Origin of the sequence: Candidatus Tumulicola sp. (assembly GCA_036490475.1) — a bacterium.
Taxonomy (GTDB): Bacteria; Vulcanimicrobiota; Vulcanimicrobiia; order Vulcanimicrobiales; family Vulcanimicrobiaceae; genus Tumulicola.
Genome location: DASXDT010000006.1, coordinates 1,355,402 through 1,371,128, shown reverse-complemented (window position 1 = coordinate 1,371,128; position 15,727 = coordinate 1,355,402). Strand labels below are relative to the sequence as shown.

The 15,727-nt window shown below is 59.8% G+C and carries 18 protein-coding genes; 9 read left to right on the top strand and 9 right to left on the bottom strand.

Features of this window, described 5'->3' with window-relative positions; translation table 11 throughout:
- The first annotated feature begins 7 nt into the window (after positions 1–7).
- The 4 genes from VGF98_14100 to VGF98_14085 all read left to right on the top strand — a co-directional run bounded on the left by VGF98_14100 (position 8) and on the right by VGF98_14085 (position 3,232).
- Positions 8–1,783 carry an aspartyl protease family protein gene (locus tag VGF98_14100; GenBank protein HEY1682774.1) on the top strand — a complete coding sequence of 592 codons (1,776 nt, stop codon included), beginning with the start codon at positions 8–10 and terminating at the stop codon, positions 1,781–1,783.
- Between the two features lie 36 nt (positions 1,784–1,819).
- Entirely contained in the window at positions 1,820–2,035 is a 216-nt protein-coding gene (locus tag VGF98_14095) for an MbcA/ParS/Xre antitoxin family protein (GenBank protein ID HEY1682773.1), read from the top strand.
- 154 nt (positions 2,036–2,189) lie between these two features.
- The gene (locus VGF98_14090; GenBank protein HEY1682772.1) at positions 2,190–2,621 is read left to right on the top strand and encodes an RES family NAD+ phosphorylase; all 432 of its coding nucleotides are present in this window, start codon (positions 2,190–2,192) and stop codon (positions 2,619–2,621) included.
- Between the two features lie 146 nt (positions 2,622–2,767).
- Entirely contained in the window at positions 2,768–3,232 is a 465-nt protein-coding gene (locus VGF98_14085) for a hypothetical protein (GenBank protein HEY1682771.1), read from the top strand.
- Positions 3,233–3,241: 9 nt separating this feature from the next.
- On the opposite strand, the gene VGF98_14080 is transcribed toward VGF98_14085, so the two are convergent.
- From VGF98_14080 to VGF98_14065, 4 genes are read right to left on the bottom strand one after another with little or no spacing between them, the layout of a single operon-like run.
- Positions 3,242–4,522 (bottom strand): divalent metal cation transporter, encoded by a 1,281-nt coding sequence (locus VGF98_14080; GenBank protein ID HEY1682770.1) that lies wholly within the window; start codon positions 4,520–4,522, stop codon positions 3,242–3,244.
- Between the two features lie 21 nt (positions 4,523–4,543).
- On the bottom strand, positions 4,544–5,389 hold the full coding sequence (locus VGF98_14075; protein ID HEY1682769.1) for a M48 family metallopeptidase: 846 nt from the start codon (positions 5,387–5,389) through the stop codon (positions 4,544–4,546).
- On the bottom strand, positions 5,370–6,218 hold the full coding sequence (locus tag VGF98_14070; protein ID HEY1682768.1) for a hypothetical protein: 849 nt from the start codon (positions 6,216–6,218) through the stop codon (positions 5,370–5,372). Before VGF98_14070 ends, VGF98_14075 begins: the two co-directional genes overlap by 20 nt.
- A gap of 60 nt (positions 6,219–6,278) precedes the next feature.
- A complete protein-coding gene (locus VGF98_14065; GenBank protein HEY1682767.1) occupies positions 6,279–7,802 on the bottom strand; it encodes an arylsulfatase in 1,524 nt (507 codons plus the stop codon).
- A gap of 172 nt (positions 7,803–7,974) precedes the next feature.
- Between VGF98_14065 and VGF98_14060 the strand changes: the two genes are divergently transcribed.
- The gene (locus VGF98_14060; GenBank protein ID HEY1682766.1) at positions 7,975–8,880 is read left to right on the top strand and encodes a hypothetical protein; all 906 of its coding nucleotides are present in this window, start codon (positions 7,975–7,977) and stop codon (positions 8,878–8,880) included.
- Positions 8,877–9,302, top strand: a complete 426-nt coding sequence (locus VGF98_14055) for an MgtC/SapB family protein (protein ID HEY1682765.1) — start codon at positions 8,877–8,879, stop codon at positions 9,300–9,302. The genes VGF98_14060 and VGF98_14055 overlap by 4 nt, the downstream gene beginning before the upstream one ends.
- On the opposite strand, the gene VGF98_14050 is transcribed toward VGF98_14055, so the two are convergent.
- From VGF98_14050 to VGF98_14030, 5 genes are read right to left on the bottom strand one after another with little or no spacing between them, the layout of a single operon-like run.
- Entirely contained in the window at positions 9,299–10,186 is an 888-nt protein-coding gene (locus VGF98_14050; protein ID HEY1682764.1) for a formylglycine-generating enzyme family protein, read from the bottom strand. The two genes, VGF98_14055 and VGF98_14050, sit on opposite strands and share 4 nt — an antisense overlap.
- Positions 10,187–10,936, bottom strand: a complete 750-nt coding sequence (locus VGF98_14045; GenBank protein HEY1682763.1) for a TRIC cation channel family protein — start codon at positions 10,934–10,936, stop codon at positions 10,187–10,189.
- Positions 10,933–11,793, bottom strand: a complete 861-nt coding sequence (locus tag VGF98_14040; GenBank protein HEY1682762.1) for a bile acid:sodium symporter — start codon at positions 11,791–11,793, stop codon at positions 10,933–10,935. The genes VGF98_14045 and VGF98_14040 overlap by 4 nt, the downstream gene beginning before the upstream one ends.
- Before the next feature lie 2 nt (positions 11,794–11,795).
- Positions 11,796–12,380, bottom strand: coding sequence for a hypothetical protein (locus VGF98_14035; protein ID HEY1682761.1), 585 nt, complete (start codon positions 12,378–12,380; stop codon positions 11,796–11,798).
- Positions 12,381–12,423: 43 nt separating this feature from the next.
- Positions 12,424–13,098, bottom strand: coding sequence for a hypothetical protein (locus VGF98_14030; GenBank protein HEY1682760.1), 675 nt, complete (start codon positions 13,096–13,098; stop codon positions 12,424–12,426).
- Between the two features lie 123 nt (positions 13,099–13,221).
- On the opposite strand from VGF98_14030, the gene VGF98_14025 reads away from it, so the two are divergent.
- From VGF98_14025 to VGF98_14015, 3 genes are all read left to right on the top strand, one after another.
- Entirely contained in the window at positions 13,222–13,719 is a 498-nt protein-coding gene (locus VGF98_14025; protein HEY1682759.1) for a hypothetical protein, read from the top strand.
- Between the two features lie 30 nt (positions 13,720–13,749).
- Positions 13,750–14,655, top strand: a complete 906-nt coding sequence (locus VGF98_14020) for a helix-turn-helix domain-containing protein (protein HEY1682758.1) — start codon at positions 13,750–13,752, stop codon at positions 14,653–14,655.
- Between the two features lie 75 nt (positions 14,656–14,730).
- Positions 14,731–15,714, top strand: coding sequence for a hypothetical protein (locus tag VGF98_14015; GenBank protein ID HEY1682757.1), 984 nt, complete (start codon positions 14,731–14,733; stop codon positions 15,712–15,714).
- Positions 15,715–15,727: the final 13 nt, after the last annotated feature.

The window sequence follows — 15,727 nt, the reverse complement described above, 5'->3', positions numbered from 1 at the left end:
GGATGCAATGAGTCTTCTGCTTGCGGCCGTCGTGGCGACCACCCAACCCCAGCTGAACCTTTCCGCCGACCGTGCCACGCGCGTGTTACAACAGGCGTACGCTGCAAGCGGCGGCGATCGTTGGGCCGCGGTCAAGAGCCTGCGATTTCGATACGACTCCGGCCTCGTGGAACTCGACGACGTCGTTGCGGGGCGGTTCGTGGAGCGCAGCGGCACCGGCGCCGACGGCTTCGACGGCATTTCGCGCTGGACGCAAGGCAAAAGCGGCATCGCGTACGTGCTTGGCGACCGCGACTCACAGCTATCGGCTGCGAATGACAGTTATCGCACCGAACGCGCGTGGTGGTTTGTATCGCGCCATCCGGGAACGATCGCGTACGCAGGCAGACAAGTCGATCGCGGCACCACGTTCGATACGATCCAAATCACGCCCGAGGACGGACGGCCCTTTACGTTGTGGATCGACGCTCGAACCCACCTCATCGCGCGCGACGTCGAACGCGGCGCCGAAGAGATCGACACGACGACGTTCTCGGATTACCGTTGGGTTGAGGGCATTCGCCTTCCGTTCGCCGTGCAAAGCGACGGCGACACCGTCCATCTCGCGAACGTCGAGATCAACGCCGCGTTCGCCGAGGATGCGTTCGCGATTCCGCCGTTGCCGAAAACCGACATCGCCGAACATCCGGTTACCGTACCGTTTCGCGTGGTCAATGAAAAGCTGTTGGTTCCGGTGTATCTCAACGGCCAAGGGCCGTTCGATGCCGAGTTCGACACCGGCGGATCGCTCATAATTCCGCCCGCGTTGCTGCAACACCTCAAGCTCATCGCGCACGGCGGTGGCCGCGAATCCGGCGGCGGCGAGGGGTCGATCGCCTCGTCTTCGGGTGCGATCGATTCGGTATCGGTCGGCGACGCAAAAATTGGCCCGCAACAATTCTCGAGCTTTCCGCTCTTCAACCGTTACCCGGAGCGTATGCTCGTTGGTTTGGAAGTGCTGCAGCGATACGTCGTTGCGCTGGATTTCGACAAGATGCAGATGACGCTGACGCCACCGTCGCAATATCGGTTCGACGGCACGGGCATCAAGATTCCATTCCATTTTCAGGACAACCAACCGGAAGTCACCGGCTCGATCGACGGGATCTCCGCGCACCTTGCCATCGATACCGGCGATGACTCGTCGTTGTTGCTGACTGCCCCGTTCGCGCGACGATACGATTTGATAAAGAAATATAATGCGCATTTGCCCTACGGTGGAACTTCGATCGGGGCAACGCACGGTGTGTGGGCCGATCGAGCCGGCACGGTGTCGCTCGACGATAGTACCGGACGTCCTGCGGTGAGCGTCACCAAACCCGTGACGCGCATCTCGACGCAAGAGTTCGGTTTCGACGCCAATCGATACGTGTCGGCAAACGTCGGCATCGGTATTCTTCAGAAGTTCAACCTGACGTTCGACTACGCGGATCGTTACATCGTGTTTCAACCGAACGCGAACTACGGCAATCCAGATGTATTCAATCGCGTCGGCATCGATCTCAGCGCGAACGGCGCCGGCTGGAAAGTGCGCACGGTTTATCCGAACACCGCCGCATCCAGAGCGGGCCTACGAGTCGGTCAAGTCGTCGTTAGCATCAACGGCCAAAATCGCCAGCAACTTGCCGACGGCGCCTGGTACCAGCTAGAAACCGGCCCCGTCGGATCGCAGGTTAGCCTTGCGATTCAGGACGGCGCCACAACGCACACGATCGATTTGATCCTGGCAAACGACGCGCTGTAGCGTTGGAGATGGTTCCGCGAACGCCGCCCCGACCAGATGCGCTCCGACACGCTAGAGCGAATCTCGCACCTGATCGCGATATGGGAAGATCTTGCAGCGATCTTCGGGCGAGGCGAGCCGGCCCGCACGTGGCTCAAACGAGACAACGCCGACTTCGGCGGCCGGCCACCATTACAGCGCATGTTACATGGCTACGTGCAAGATCTCGTCTTCGTGCGAACCTATCTCGACCGCGCTCGCCAAGGTTGGTAAAGGTCCATCGGGTTGTACCTGACCCGCGACCTCCGCTCGCCGCTCTCGCGGATCTCGCCGAACAGCCTGAAGATCCGCTCGCCGTGGATGCACGCGGTAACCTCTCGTTGGTGCCCCCGAAGACAGATATCTCGGCCCGCGCGCCTCGGTGGTAATGGCGCCGTTCCTCATCATCGGGCAGAGCCGCTTCTCGCCTGGAACGTACGGCGTTTTCTATACCGCGGACGCGTTTATCGTTGCGGTGCGAGAGTCGAGCTATCACGCCGCGCGTTATCTGCGGGCCGCGGGATTCGCAGATCCGATTATCGTGCCGCGATACGAACTGCAGCTTACGCTGGATGATTCGGATCATCTGGACATCCGAAGCGGCGGAGCCGACACCGCACAAGCATTCGGCGCAAGGGCGCGCGCCAGTGGTCGGCAGGGTATTTGGTATGACAGCGTTCGATCGCCAGGCGGCACTTGTTACGCGACGTTCAAGCCCGCCGCGGTTCGAAGTGTAAAAGGAACGGCTCGCGAGCTCGAACTAGTGTGGGATGGCAACGCGATAACAGAATATCGAGAGCTAAAGACGCATACACTTTGAGCACTTCTCACGCGACCTTGTCACCCTCTATTTTCGCGTGTCCCGACAAGCCTTGGCACCAGATTCAGGGGCTCGCGACCAGATAAACCTTCGCGTTTGCGATTTTAGGATATAACGACACTGCAGCGGCCTGCTATAAATTAAGGATGCATAACTGGACCGCGTGGGATGCAAGCTTGTCCTGGAGCTTCGGACTCATCGCGATCACGATCACCATTCATATTGTGGGTATCGGTTCGATTGCGAATGCGGTCGCGCGGTTTCGACACAAGCTGGTAGATTCACGCCGTCCGTATCTTACGGGGACCCCGACGGCGATAGCCCTCCTCGTAATCGTCGCCCTCGGGCTAGCCGTGCTTCATGGCGTCGAGTGTTTCGTATGGGCCCTCGCATACGTACACCTCAATGCTTTCAGCTCTGCAGCCGATGCCACGCTTTATTCGGTCGACTCGATGACGACGCGCGGGTCTTCCGGTCTCACAGCGGTTCGAGAATGGCGAATGATGGGCGCGGCCGAGGCCGGCGATGGCATGTTGCTTTTTGGGACAAGCACCGCGTTCTTGTTCCTCGTCATGACCCGGCTTTGGAAAACCGACTTGGAAGCACGCTAGCCTCGGCCATCAATGCCGCGGCAAAATCGACCAAATAAACGCGCCGGCCGAAAGCGTTACGATTCCGGTCACCGCCCAACCGCCGCAGGCTAGCAGCGGACTGACCGGGCGGCCATGCATCGCCTTCCGATTCGTAGCGACCATCATTACCATCACCAGCGTAACCGGTGTTGCGATTCCGGCCGCGACCGACGCCCAGTACAGCAGCCACATCGTGCTGATCGGTGCCAGCGCCAACGCCGACGACACGGCCAGCGACGCAAAGATCACGCCGTAAAACACACGCGCCTCGCGAACCCCATGCCTCAAGCCGGCCGGAAGACCAAGCGTCTGCGCGATAACATACCCGTTCGTCGCAGATATAATTGGAATCGCGATCGCAGCCGAAGCGAGAAGCCCGACGCCGAACAGAATCTGACTTGCCGGTCCGGCCAGCGGCTTGAGCGCAACCGCAGCATCCGTCGCACTCTGCATCGGAAGATGATGCACGCCGGCCGTCGCCGCAGTCGCAACCAAGATAAACAGAAAGCTCGAGCCCGCGACCACGATGCCGATTGCGGCGTCGGCGCTCATCTTCGCGGCGTCGCCGGGACGCGGGTGACGCTCGGCCACTTCGATCGACTCCCAAAAATAGACGTAACCGGTGAGCGTCGTTCCAAGCAGCGCAATCGCTCCGGTTAAAAACAACGGAGTGAACGCGATGTGCGGCACCAAGATACCACGCAGCACGTCACCCCAGTTGGGACGCGCCAAAATCGCACTCACCAAGTAACACAAAAATACCGGCGTAAAACACGCCAAAATACGCTCGACGCGCATATACGATTTCGTTGCCAACAACCACCCGGCGACGACGACCAGCGGAATAACGAATAGCTGGTACGGAATACCGCCGCAAATGATCGACAACGCTTGCGCGCCGGCCTGAATATCGGCGCCCAACGTGAACAAACTGACCACAACGATCGACAGCGCCGCAGCCACGGCAGCTCGGCGGCCAAGCGTATCGATAATCGCCTGTTGCAAGCTCTTCTGCGATACCGTCGCAACCGACGCCGCAATCGACTGGACGATTGCCAGCAGCGGCAACAGCAGCACCACAAGCCAGCCCATCGCATAGCCCGTTGCCGCGCCGACGACCGCGATCGAACCGACAGTCGTCGGATCGTTGGCCGACGCGCCCGACACGAGGCCCGGTCCGAACCCGCGCACGAAGTGCATGCGGCGGCGCGTCACGACTGCGCTCGCCGTCGCGTCGACGCCCTCTTTGACAACGGACTCTACGGGCATACCGCTATCATGCAGCGCACGTCAGGCGGGCGGCGGCTCCGGAGGCAAATACCGATACCCTGCAGCGCGCAATCGCTGTAGACGTACGAAAACCTGCGGCTTGCTCTCGAACAGGATGTTCAGCCCCGACCACAGACCTCCGTAGTTACGCGCCTGTGCGAGGTAATCGTCGACATCGACGCGATTCATCAACCGGCGACCCACGGCGTTCACCAGCAAGCCGCGAAATCCAGTGGGCGAGAGTGCAGCGCCATATCTGTCCCGCGAATAGGTCCGCGCGCGGTCGAGTGGACTGCGCAGCCATTTGATCGACGACAGGTACGTGAGCATCATCTCGTTCCAGATACTCGTTTGCCGAAGCCGGATCGCGCCCAGCTCGTGCGCCAACACGAACGAAACGACGTCGAGCGTTTTGCGGTCGTCGATATCCATGATCACTTGATGCAACACGATGTAGTTTTCGTGCCACGATGAAAACGTCTGCGAATACGGCTGAATCGTGCTTCCCGTCAAAAACAGCTCGGGAGGATGCTCCATCCCGAGTCGCTCGCAATGCGCTTTCAATATCGCATAAATTTCGGGAAACTGATTCTCGGACAGACGCACCGAGCTGCCGCGAATCGCCGCCTCGCGGCGGTTGCGGTTCAGCACCAGCAACGGTATTCCGATCAACGCGGTAACCGCCAAGACCCGCAGGAACCCGATATCCTTCGCGATGACGGGATGCGTTCGCAACCACGCCGGCTGATAAAATATCAGCGCGATCGCGAACGCCATGAGGACGAAGTTGAACGCTACCGATGCAAAAAATATCGGCCGTTCGGTGGGGTCGCGTAGGACCGACTCGTCAAGAAGCTCCGTCGTCATAAATTAGCGCCGTCTTGGTGGTCCCTTCGGCGAGATAATCGTGCAGCGGCACCTGCATCGCTTTAAAGAATGCATCCGCCGCAGCCTGGCCTTTCGCTTCTTTATCATCACGGCGTACCAAGTGCGTCGAAAAACCGAACTCGGCGACCATCGGCTCGAAACGATCGGTCACCGGGCGTGCCCACAGCGCCAACGATGCGTGCGCGGTAACGCCGTGTCCGAACGACAGATTCCCCAGCGTGGATTGAATCTCGAACACTTTCGCTCCGGCCACGATCGACATCGTCTCCTCCGGATCCACCCCGATCGAGCCGAGATGCGGCAACGCCTTGGCCAGGCGGCCGATCGGAAACTCCGTCTCGATTTCGGGATATTCGACGATCACGTTGTTGGAAAAAATGCTTTCCATCGATCCGGGCGCGTCACCGCGAATCAGCTCTTCTTTAAACTTCTTGACCTGAACGTTCTTCAGCGTCGTGTCGGTGTCGAAGCCGGCGGCCTTATCGTACTCTGGCGCTCGACACTTGAACGTCAGTTCCCAGCTCTCATCCGGCCAACCGCCTTGGCGAATCTGGCGGATTCGAAAGATCAGTTTGTGTTTGCGCAGATCTTGATTCTTCGTGTCATAAAACTGCACGATGCGAAGCTGCGAATCGAGCGATTCGACCGGCTCGTAGTGGACGTCCAGCTTTTTTGCGATGCTCGCCAACAGTTGGTTGAACGTAAGCAGCGCGCGACGGTTGGGAAACTTCTCGGGCTTCAAAAGCAACTTGAACTCGCGGTGCGTTACCAGCGAGTTCTCAGGCGCTTTGTCGTGCGTTTTACTCATTTCACCCCTCCGAGAGAGACGGGCCTCGTGCGAGACCCGTCTTTCGCGAGCGTCGGGTCCTTAGGACCCAGTATGCGATGCCATCGCTTTGTCGATCTGTTCCTTCACTCCCTCAAGGTTGAAGGACGCCGACGCCTGCATCGGCGGAAACGCTACCGCCGTTTTGGCGAGTTCCCCGACGACCTCTTGCACCAGCACGAAGCGCCAGAACTGGTACGCAAACCAGTTGTAGAAGGCGAGCGAGCCGGCCATTCCGGTTCGTTCGAACGGATCGAGCCGAAGGTTGGTCAGAATCGGCCAATCGACTTTCACGGTACCGCCGAGCCAGCCGGCGGGCTGGTCGATAAACCGGTATTTGTAGTCGTTCACGCGCACCGCGCCGAGCGTTCCTTCGGCGAAGTAGAAGAACTCCTTACGCGCCGACGGCCCTTTGCCGGTGATGAGATCCATCTGATTGTAGCCGTCGAGATGCACCTTATACGTACGATCGCCGAGCTGTTTGCCGGCCAGCAGTTCGTTGACGATGTTCGCGTCGCCGGCGGCGGCCACGAACGTCGGGAACCAATCGAGGCTGGCGAACAGTCCGTTTTCGACTTTACCCGCCTGCACTTTTCCGGGCCAACGCAGGATGCACGGAACGCGGAATCCACCCTCGAGTACGGTGCCTTTACCGCCGGCAAACGGCGTTTGACCGCCGTCGGGCCAGGTGAAGTTCTCGGCGCCATTGTCGGTGGTGAACACGACGATCGTGTTGTCTTCTAGGCCGTCGTCCTCGAGTTTCTGCATGACGGATCCGACGATATCGTCAAGTTGCGCCATGCCCGCTTCGTACACGTCCCAGCCGTTTTCGGGAGTTCGTTGGCTCTCGTATTTTTCCGACAGATGCGTGACGACGTGCATGCGCGTCGGATTGAGCCACACGAAGAACGGTTTGCCGTCCGACTTGGCCTTATCGATGAACTTGACCGCGTGTCCGAGGATCTCGTCGTCGACCGTCTCCATGCGATCCGGATAGAGCGTGCCGCAGTCTTCGATCTTCTGTTTGCCGACTTTGCCCCAGCGCGGCTGGACGGTTGCGTCGTCGGTATCGGTCGCCCAGCTATGCACCATATTCCGAGGACCGATTTTGTCTTTTAGTTGCTGCGGATAGTTAGGATGCGCCGGATCTTCCATAGCATCCAGATGATACAAATAGCCGAAGAACTCGTCGAAGCCGTGCAGCGTCGGCAAGTATTCGTTGAGATCGCCGAGGTGATTCTTGCCGAACTGCCCCGTCGCGTAGCCCATGGATTTCAGGGCGGTTGCGATTGTGGGGGCTTCGGCAGGCATTCCGACTTTAGCGCCGGCTTGACCGACGGTGGTCAGACCGGTGCGCCGCGGAATTTCGCCGGTGATAAACGCCGCCCGGCCGGCCGTGCAGCTGCCCTCAGCGTAGTAGTCCGTGAAGAGCATGCCTTGGGCGGCGAGCTTGTCGAGGTTCGGCGTCCTGCCCGCCATGATCCCTCGGTTATAGGCGCCAACGTTAAACCAGCCGATATCGTCGCCCATGATAGCGATGATGTTGGGCTGCCCCTTAGAGGGCATAAGAGCCTCCTTGTGTTGTAAAGGTAGTACGCGTCCAGTCTACGCAATTCCGGCGCATAGAGGTATCCCAAAAAAGAAACGCGCACCTGGATTTTTCCAACTTGCGGTTATCGGATAGACCGGGCCTCGAACGAGCGCCTACAATCGCGATTACAAGGAGGCGTCTCAACTCATGGATCGTTTCAAGGGCCTCGCCACGGCGGCGGCCATAGTCGCTTTTTGCGCCGCAGGCGCGGTCGCGCGTGCGCAAGATGCGCAACCCACGCCGGCACCCGCACAGACGGCCGCGCCCACCCTCATGGATCGCCAGTACGACGGTCAACTGCACATAACGGCCGCCCCGTATATATGGGCGCCGAGCGTCCACGCGAACTTTCAGTTTCCCATCCAGCGCCTGGCCGGGGGTACGAGTAGCGGCGGCGGCGTGCTGTCGAAAACGATCGAAGTCGGTCCGAGCGACTATCTTCCGAAGCTCAACTCGGCGGTCATGGGCGTGATCGACATTCGTAAGGGCAATTTCGATCTGTACCTGGACGCAATCTACCTGAATGCGTCGACGTCGGCCACGATCGTCGGTTCCATTAAAGGACCGCTCGGGCACGTTAATATTCCCATAACCGTCAATAGTTCGGCGCGACTCGCCAGCGGAATTTACGAGGGAGCGATTGGGTTTACGGTTGCGCGCACCCACTACGCCGATCTCAGCACGTTTCTGGGATACCGCGACTTTCCGATCAATCTCAACGTCGATTACAATGCGTCGGTCGGCAAGCGCGGCATCATCGCGCCCACCGGCAACGTGACGACCCACGATCAAACCGAAGATGCCGTTTTTGGCTTAAAGGGTAGGATTTTCTTCAACGACAAAGGCTGGTACGTTCCGTACTACGGCGACTTTGGCGGCGGCAACAACAATTCGACGTGGGAAGCCTACACCGGCCTCGGCTACGCGTTTCCGCACGGCCAGTCGTTCCTGTTGCTCTATCGCCAGCTCGACTATTACGGATTTCCCAACACGGCGCACGTCCAACGACTGGATCTCGGCGGACCGGTGTTCGGCTACACGTTTGGTCTGTGAGCGTTAGCGCTTTCCTGACGCGCCTTGCCGTGGCGGCGCTGTTGGGAATAGCGATCGGATTCGAACGTCAGTGGCGTCAGCGCGCTGCCGGTCTGCACACGAGTACGCTCGTGTCGATCGGCGCCGCGCTGTTCGCGTTACTTGACGGGGTTCTCGGAGCCGGCGACACGACGCGCATCGTCGCCGGCGTGGTGACCGGCGTCGGTTTCATCGCGGGCGGCGTCATTCTACGCTCGGGAGCCGGCATCTCGGGTTTGAACACCGCCGCGACGATCTGGTCGACCGCAGCCGTCGGCGCGCTGGCGGGCTTTGGATTCTGGCAAGAAGCGCTCGCCGGTGCGGTCGCGATCGTCTTCTTGAATTTAACGCTGCAGCCGTTAGCGAACGCTATCGACGCGCGCACCAGTTCAAAAAACCGCTAATCCTTCGCGCAGCGAAACCCGATATGCGACATGCCCGTGTCGATCATTTGCGGCGAACGCGCGGCCGGGCGAAAACGTAAGCAGTACTCCGGCGAACACAAGAACGATCCGCCTTTGAGCACCTTGCGCGGAATGCGTATCTCGGGACTGCACGGATCGTAACTGCGTTCTCGCAGGTCGTCACCGCCGCAACACGGCGACGACGCAACGCGATCGATCACGTACCAATCCGACGTCCACTCCCACACGTTGCCGGCGACATCATACAAGCCATAACCGTTCGGGGCGAAGCTGCCGACGGGCAACGTCCGCGGCCCGTGCTTGGACGTATGGCGATACGGAAACGAGCCTTGCCACGTGTTCGCTGCCGGCTCTCCGCCGGGTAACATCTCGTCGCCCCACACGAAGTCTTTGCCGTCGAGACCGCCGCGTGCGGCAAACTCCCATTCAGCTTCGGTCGGCAGACGCTTTTCGGCCCACGTGGCATACGTTTGCGCGTCTTCGAACGCCACATGCACCACCGGATGATCGGGGCGCGACGCAACCGAACTGCCCGGTCCGTCGGGATACTTCCAGCTCGCTCCCGGCGTCCACGACCACCATTGCCGATAGTCGTTAAAGTTGACCGGTCCCGGCGTCATGTGAAAAACCAGCGAACCGGGAACGAGATTTTCGGGTGGAGCGCCGGGGTAATCTTCGGCTTTCAACGGCCGTTCGGCGACGGTAACGTATCCGGTCTTGTGCACGAACTTCGCGAAGTCCGCATTCGTCACGCTGTATTCGTCGATCGAAAAATCGCCGACCGAGACGTCGCGTAGCGGCGCTTCCTCGGGATAGAATCGCTCGGATCCCATTTGAAAACTTCCACCCGGAATGCGAATCATTTAGTCACCTTGCGGGCCGCGAAACTCGGCGTGCAATCCTTCGCCAAGTGTTTCGCGAGACTTTTGCACTTTGGTAACCGAGGCTGGTTCCCATGGCTCCCACTCTTCCCATCCGAGATATTGCGAGAGCAAACGGAAACCGAAGCCGATGAAAAACGCGATCGCGGTCGACGCAATGACGTTCAGACCGAACGCCTGATTGCAGACTAAATAGGCGATACCGGTCAACGCCGCGGCGGTCACGAAAAATTCGCCGCGAACCAACTGCTTCGGAACGCATTGACAGGCGAGGTCGATGATCCAGCGACCGGCGGTCGTCGCGATGATGCCGATTAGTACGGCAGCGGCGTATCCCAAGTGGGCGATCAGTGCGGTCTGTACGCCGACGATGGCATACCACGGCAGCGAGAACGCCGTCATAAACTGGAACAGACCGTCTTTGAATTTCTGCTCGCTCTTGTAGTCGATCAGCAGCGCAATCGCAGCGGCCCCCAAACACGCAACGATGTACCACGGGTTTTGCAAGGGCGAGGGAACTTTGTTGACGAGAATGTCGCGGATGACGCCGCCGCCGATGCCGCCGGCATAGGCCAAAATGACGATGCCCATCACCGTGAAATTCTTGTAATGATCGGGACGCCGCGCCAGCAACGCGCCATTGAACGCATTGGTTGTGGCGGCGATGAGCGAGATGTACTCGACCGTCGTAAACGTCCAGAGGCCGAACTTCGAGAGTATGAGCGGGGTCATGCTAGCGCCGCCTTCGTTTTTCGCGAAAAGATCGCGCCAAAGATCGTCGAGACGATCATTTGAATCACGAGATAGGTCAATACGGCGGCGGCAACCCGCGAATTTTGCAGGCTCGAGGTTGCGATCAGCGCGCACAGACCGACGTTGCGGAGCGTCGTGCCGATGCCCAGCACGCGCCGGTCTTCGGTGGCGGGTCCACCCAACAACCATCCCGTCGCCATCGATAACAGCACGATGGTCAGCGATGCGAGCATGCCCAACGATCCGTAGATAGACGCAACACCGCTGATGATTTGCGGAAACAGCAGAACGATCAAAATGAGCGCCGCGCCGAAAAAGACGAACTGGAGGGGGCGCGCGAGTCGTTGGGCGAGCTGCGGCGCCCTTCCACCGAGGACGATTCCCACCAACAACGGCAGTAGTTGAAACAGCACCAGCGTCATCGCGAATTTTCCGAACGGAAGATGCGCTTCGGCGATCGCCGGCAATACCAGCGCCGCCGTGATCGGCACCGTTACGATCGATAGTAACGGCAGCACGACCGCGAGTTCGACGGCCAGCGCGAGGCGGCCGCCACGCTTACGAACCGACGCCAACACGAACGGCACACCGGGCGCGATCGCCATCAGCAGCACGCCGGTCGCGACCTCGCCGGGAAGGCGGAACAACTTGACGACAACGACGCCGATGATTGGCACGATGACGAAGTTGGCGAGTATCGCACGGACGGTCAAACCGACGCGCTTGAGCGTCTCGCGGAGGTGCTCGCGGTCGACCTCCAGGCCCGCGCCGAAGGTCAGCGCGATCAGCATGAGCGCCGCGAAGATTTGCTCCGGCTTGATTCCAGATGCATGCATTGCTAATTCATCCCATGGAGCGGAAGTTCGAACAGCCTGACAACGCCGTAGACCGTAGCGATGAGCCCGAGCGCGACGACGATCGTGTGACTGGGATACACCATCTTCGTACTGATGCCCGCAAGAAACGAAACGCCGGCGAAGATGACGGTCAGCAGCACGAACTGGTCGGCGTTGTGGTTGGCTCTGCCGGCCTCATTAAAGTCGTTGGCGGCACGTTTTTCGTACTCAAGGGCCTCCTCGCGCGACTGCAACCGGTATTCCGGCATGACGAATGGCGTTGAAGGTGCGCGGACGTTCTGGAACGGGTTGGTCGCGAGCCAAGCCCGCATCGCCGGCACGAACTCCGGCCGGAACCGGCGGAAGAGAAAATCCTTGAAGCGGGCATTGTTGGTGTCGACCGCCTCCACATAGTGGACGAAGACTGCTACGTCGATGGCCGCCAACGTGTTGGCGCGATCGGCCTCTTCGGTGGAGTGCAAGCGGTCCGCGTTAGCGGTGCTGTACATGCGCGTCTGCTCGCCTTCCCAAAGCCCGGATTGATATCCGCACAGCGCGGTCAGGACGGCGGACACCGATATCAGCACGACGGATAGAACATCGACGATTCTATCCGCCCTGCTGTGCATGTTAGAGCGAGCGCTGGCCGATCACGCGACCAACCGGCGGCGTCGAATCCGATCCTTTGCCCCACAGCCCGTTAAAGCTGTTGTTGTCGCCGTTGAACCAGAACGAGAACCAACCGGGTCCGGTCGGTCCGCTGAACGTGGCGCGAACCTTATCTTTGGTCCGGAACTTACCGTTGAGAACGTACGGGCCGACCTTACAGACGACCGTCGGACCGGATTCCGTGCAGACCATTCTGCCGATGAATGCGGCCGGACCGCCCGCGCCGACGACGTTCCACGAACCCTTGGCCGTGATGGGCGACGGCGGCAGCACCTTGTTGCCGACGAACGAGCCATTCGGCTTCGTGCCGTTGTAGCCCCAAACGCCGTTCAGGCTGTGGCCGTTAGCGCTCACGTAGACCGTGAGCCAGCCGGCGCCACTCGGGCCGTGCCATTTACCGTTGATTTTGGAATCCGTAACGAACGTGCCGGTGAAGCCATTTCCGTTTGCGGCATTGTTGCCGATGATGGAACCGCCGGACTGCGTGAGCGTGACCGTCGTGGTCGACGAACCATTATTACCGCTCTGCTGGATCTGCCAGGTTCCGGTAAGGGTTGGCGGGCTCGCGACCCCCGCCGTGATCGACGCGGCAAATAGAACGATTGCGCCGCATAGCGAAATAGCAACGTGTTTCATCTTCATATCCTCCGCGTTTAGACTAGCACGTGTCGGAGCCTGCCTCAATCCCAAAACTGCATAAAGCAGTTGCGATTCCGGGATAGTGGCAAGGCCCGTTGGGCGCTACAATAACGTTTGGTTATGGATCTCGATCGCTATTCGGCGCAGATCGGCGAATCGTGCTGCATCGCGCAACGTGAGACATACGATACGCTGCTAGCGCGTATCGTCGAGTTCAGCGTGCGCGCGGCCGTGGCGCGGTCCGTCGACGAGAGCGAATGGGAGCACGAACAGCTTCGGCGCAGAGGTCTGAGCGCGCTGCAGATATTCAAGAACGGTAAAGCCGTGTGGGAAGATCCTGCTGCGTACGATGCGGAACTGGCAGAAGCGCGTCGCGAACGCATCGACGAGCGATTCCAAGAAGGCAACGAAGTCGACGCCGGCCTCTACCAACAAATCGATGCGGACCTCCGCGACCGCTGGCGCAGGCTGGGCTATGCGACTCCGACCCTGGGTCACAATATGAAGCCGCTCTTTGCCGAGCTGGCACGCGACGCCACAGACCGGGCCGCCCTGGCAAGAGAGCGCTTACTTGAAGAGCTCCTCACCCCACCGGCGGAAGGGGGGCTTGAGTCCTAACCGGTAAACGACGTGCTTCGGGTGCCTATTGTGAACGTCGAGCACACGAGCTTCGTCGATGAGTCGAAGCTGGTATCGTTAGTCCCCTCCACCGTCCGCTGGCAGCAACTGCAGCCCGGCAATTTCGATGTCGCCTTCAAAGTGCTCGCGACCACGCCGCTGGTGATCTCTTCCCGTACGATGAATTTGGCGTTTCACGGTAGCGCGCAAGTAGTGCCCGGCCGGCGCAGCGTCGTTACTATCGATTCAGCGACGGAGGCGCGTTGGCGCGGCACCGCGTTCGGGGCGGCCAACATAGCGTCCGGCGACGAGGTCGACGTTCGTACCACCGGCGCATCGACGCTACTGGCGATCGCCGTCGACGAACCGGATCTGCAAAGGCACTACCACCATTCACTCGATGCATCCGACATCGTCGACCGCTTGGGTAATAACCGCGTTACTGGAAACTTCTTAGCCGCACACCGCGTGCGCACCGCCGTGCGCCAGGTCTGCGCCGCCGAGTCGTCCGTGCCACCGACTGCGGCTGGCACCATGCTCGCGTTACTCGCTGCCACGGTCGCAGAAATCGAGAATCACTCGATCGCGCGATCCCACTGTTTGAATCGTCGTTATGCCGCCGTCCGAGCGTGCGCGGCGTACATGCGCGAGCACATCGATGAAACGATTACGCTCATCGATTTAAGCACCGCGTGCGGAATGCGCTCGCGTTCGCTGATCAACGCCTTCGAGGCGGTCGTCGGGCTTAGCCCGATGGATTACTTGAAGCGGTTGCGCCTCAGCTCCGTGCGCAGCATGTTGCTGCGATCCGATCCTCGCTCCACGCGCGTGATCGACGTTGCGACCGAATGGGGATTTTGGCACATGGGGCACTTCGCTCACGATTATCGCGTGATGTTCGGAGAAGCGCCCTCGCAAACGTTATTGAGCCGTTAAGCTGGCGGCCGGCCAGTGGTCGGCGACCCTTGTGGCGACCAAGGTGAATAGTTCCTGCTCGCGCAACCAATCACGATGAAGATCGTTAGCCGGTTTGCAATTTTTCTATGCAGTTGCGCGATCGCGGGTTGCGCGAATGCGACGACCGTTGCCGGAAGTGGGGCTGTTCCGTCAGTTCATGCAGCAACACCGGCGCAGCGCTCATGGATGGCGCCCAACGCAGCATCCGGAAATCTGCTCTATATCTCCGATGAAGGGTACGGCGCGGTCTTCGTCTACGCGTACGCCCGCAATGCGATTAAGTTCGTCGGCGTGTTGAACCAACCGACGCCACCCGGACCGATGTGCGTCGACAAACAGCAAAATGTATGGATTTTGGGCGAACGTGACGGCGCGTCATATAGCGCCACGGAATACGCGCACGGTGGAACCGCTCCGATCGCCGTGCTCACGGATCCGGCGGGTGTGCCGACCGGTTGCGCTGCCGATCCGACGACCGACAAGCTTGCGATATCTAGTACACCGCCTGTGACCGGCGGGACCGCTACGATCGCCATTTATAATCGCGGGCGCGGAAATCCAAAACTCTATGAAGATTCAACGATCAAAGGTTTTTACGACTGCTGCACTTACGATCACCGCGGAAACCTCTACGGCTATGGCACCGAAAATATGAGTGGCAAAAACATTATTTCCGAACTGCCGAAAGGCTCAGGCACCTTCTCTCACGTTACGTTGGATCACGAGATTCCATTTCTTTACGGCATGCAATGGGTCGGTAAGTATTTGACCGTTGCCGACACCGGTGCAACGTCCGCCGCCATCGATGAATATACGATTTCACCTAGCGGCGCGAAACTAGCCCGAACGATCAAGCTAGCCGGCGTAACGCTCCTGTGGCAATATTTTATCGACGGCGACCGCATCATCGCTCCGGACGCTCCGTTTACCGGCTCCGGTTTCGTGGGACGCTATCGCTATCCGGCGGGCGGCGACGCCATCAAGACGAACGAGTTTAGCCAGCCCGTCGCCGTCGTCGTTAGTCGAGGGCCGCGTTAGTCCGATTCGCGTT

Coding starts and splice junctions, on each gene's coding strand:
- VGF98_14015 (HEY1682757.1), top strand. CDS start 14,731: ATGAAGATCGTTAGCCGGTTTGCAATTTTTCTATGCAGTTGCGCGATC.
- VGF98_14025 (HEY1682759.1), top strand. CDS start 13,222: ATGGATCTCGATCGCTATTCGGCGCAGATCGGCGAATCGTGCTGCATC.
- VGF98_14045 (HEY1682763.1), bottom strand. CDS start 10,936: ATGACCCCGCTCATACTCTCGAAGTTCGGCCTCTGGACGTTTACGACG.
- VGF98_14100 (HEY1682774.1), top strand. CDS start 8: ATGAGTCTTCTGCTTGCGGCCGTCGTGGCGACCACCCAACCCCAGCTG.
- VGF98_14040 (HEY1682762.1), bottom strand. CDS start 11,793: ATGCATGCATCTGGAATCAAGCCGGAGCAAATCTTCGCGGCGCTCATG.
- VGF98_14050 (HEY1682764.1), bottom strand. CDS start 10,186: ATGATTCGCATTCCGGGTGGAAGTTTTCAAATGGGATCCGAGCGATTC.
- VGF98_14085 (HEY1682771.1), top strand. CDS start 2,768: ATGCATAACTGGACCGCGTGGGATGCAAGCTTGTCCTGGAGCTTCGGA.
- VGF98_14090 (HEY1682772.1), top strand. CDS start 2,190: ATGGCGCCGTTCCTCATCATCGGGCAGAGCCGCTTCTCGCCTGGAACG.
- VGF98_14070 (HEY1682768.1), bottom strand. CDS start 6,218: ATGAGTAAAACGCACGACAAAGCGCCTGAGAACTCGCTGGTAACGCAC.
- VGF98_14080 (HEY1682770.1), bottom strand. CDS start 4,522: ATGCCCGTAGAGTCCGTTGTCAAAGAGGGCGTCGACGCGACGGCGAGC.
- VGF98_14030 (HEY1682760.1), bottom strand. CDS start 13,098: ATGAAACACGTTGCTATTTCGCTATGCGGCGCAATCGTTCTATTTGCC.
- VGF98_14060 (HEY1682766.1), top strand. CDS start 7,975: ATGGATCGTTTCAAGGGCCTCGCCACGGCGGCGGCCATAGTCGCTTTT.
- VGF98_14095 (HEY1682773.1), top strand. CDS start 1,820: ATGCGCTCCGACACGCTAGAGCGAATCTCGCACCTGATCGCGATATGG.
- VGF98_14065 (HEY1682767.1), bottom strand. CDS start 7,802: ATGCCCTCTAAGGGGCAGCCCAACATCATCGCTATCATGGGCGACGAT.
- VGF98_14075 (HEY1682769.1), bottom strand. CDS start 5,389: ATGACGACGGAGCTTCTTGACGAGTCGGTCCTACGCGACCCCACCGAA.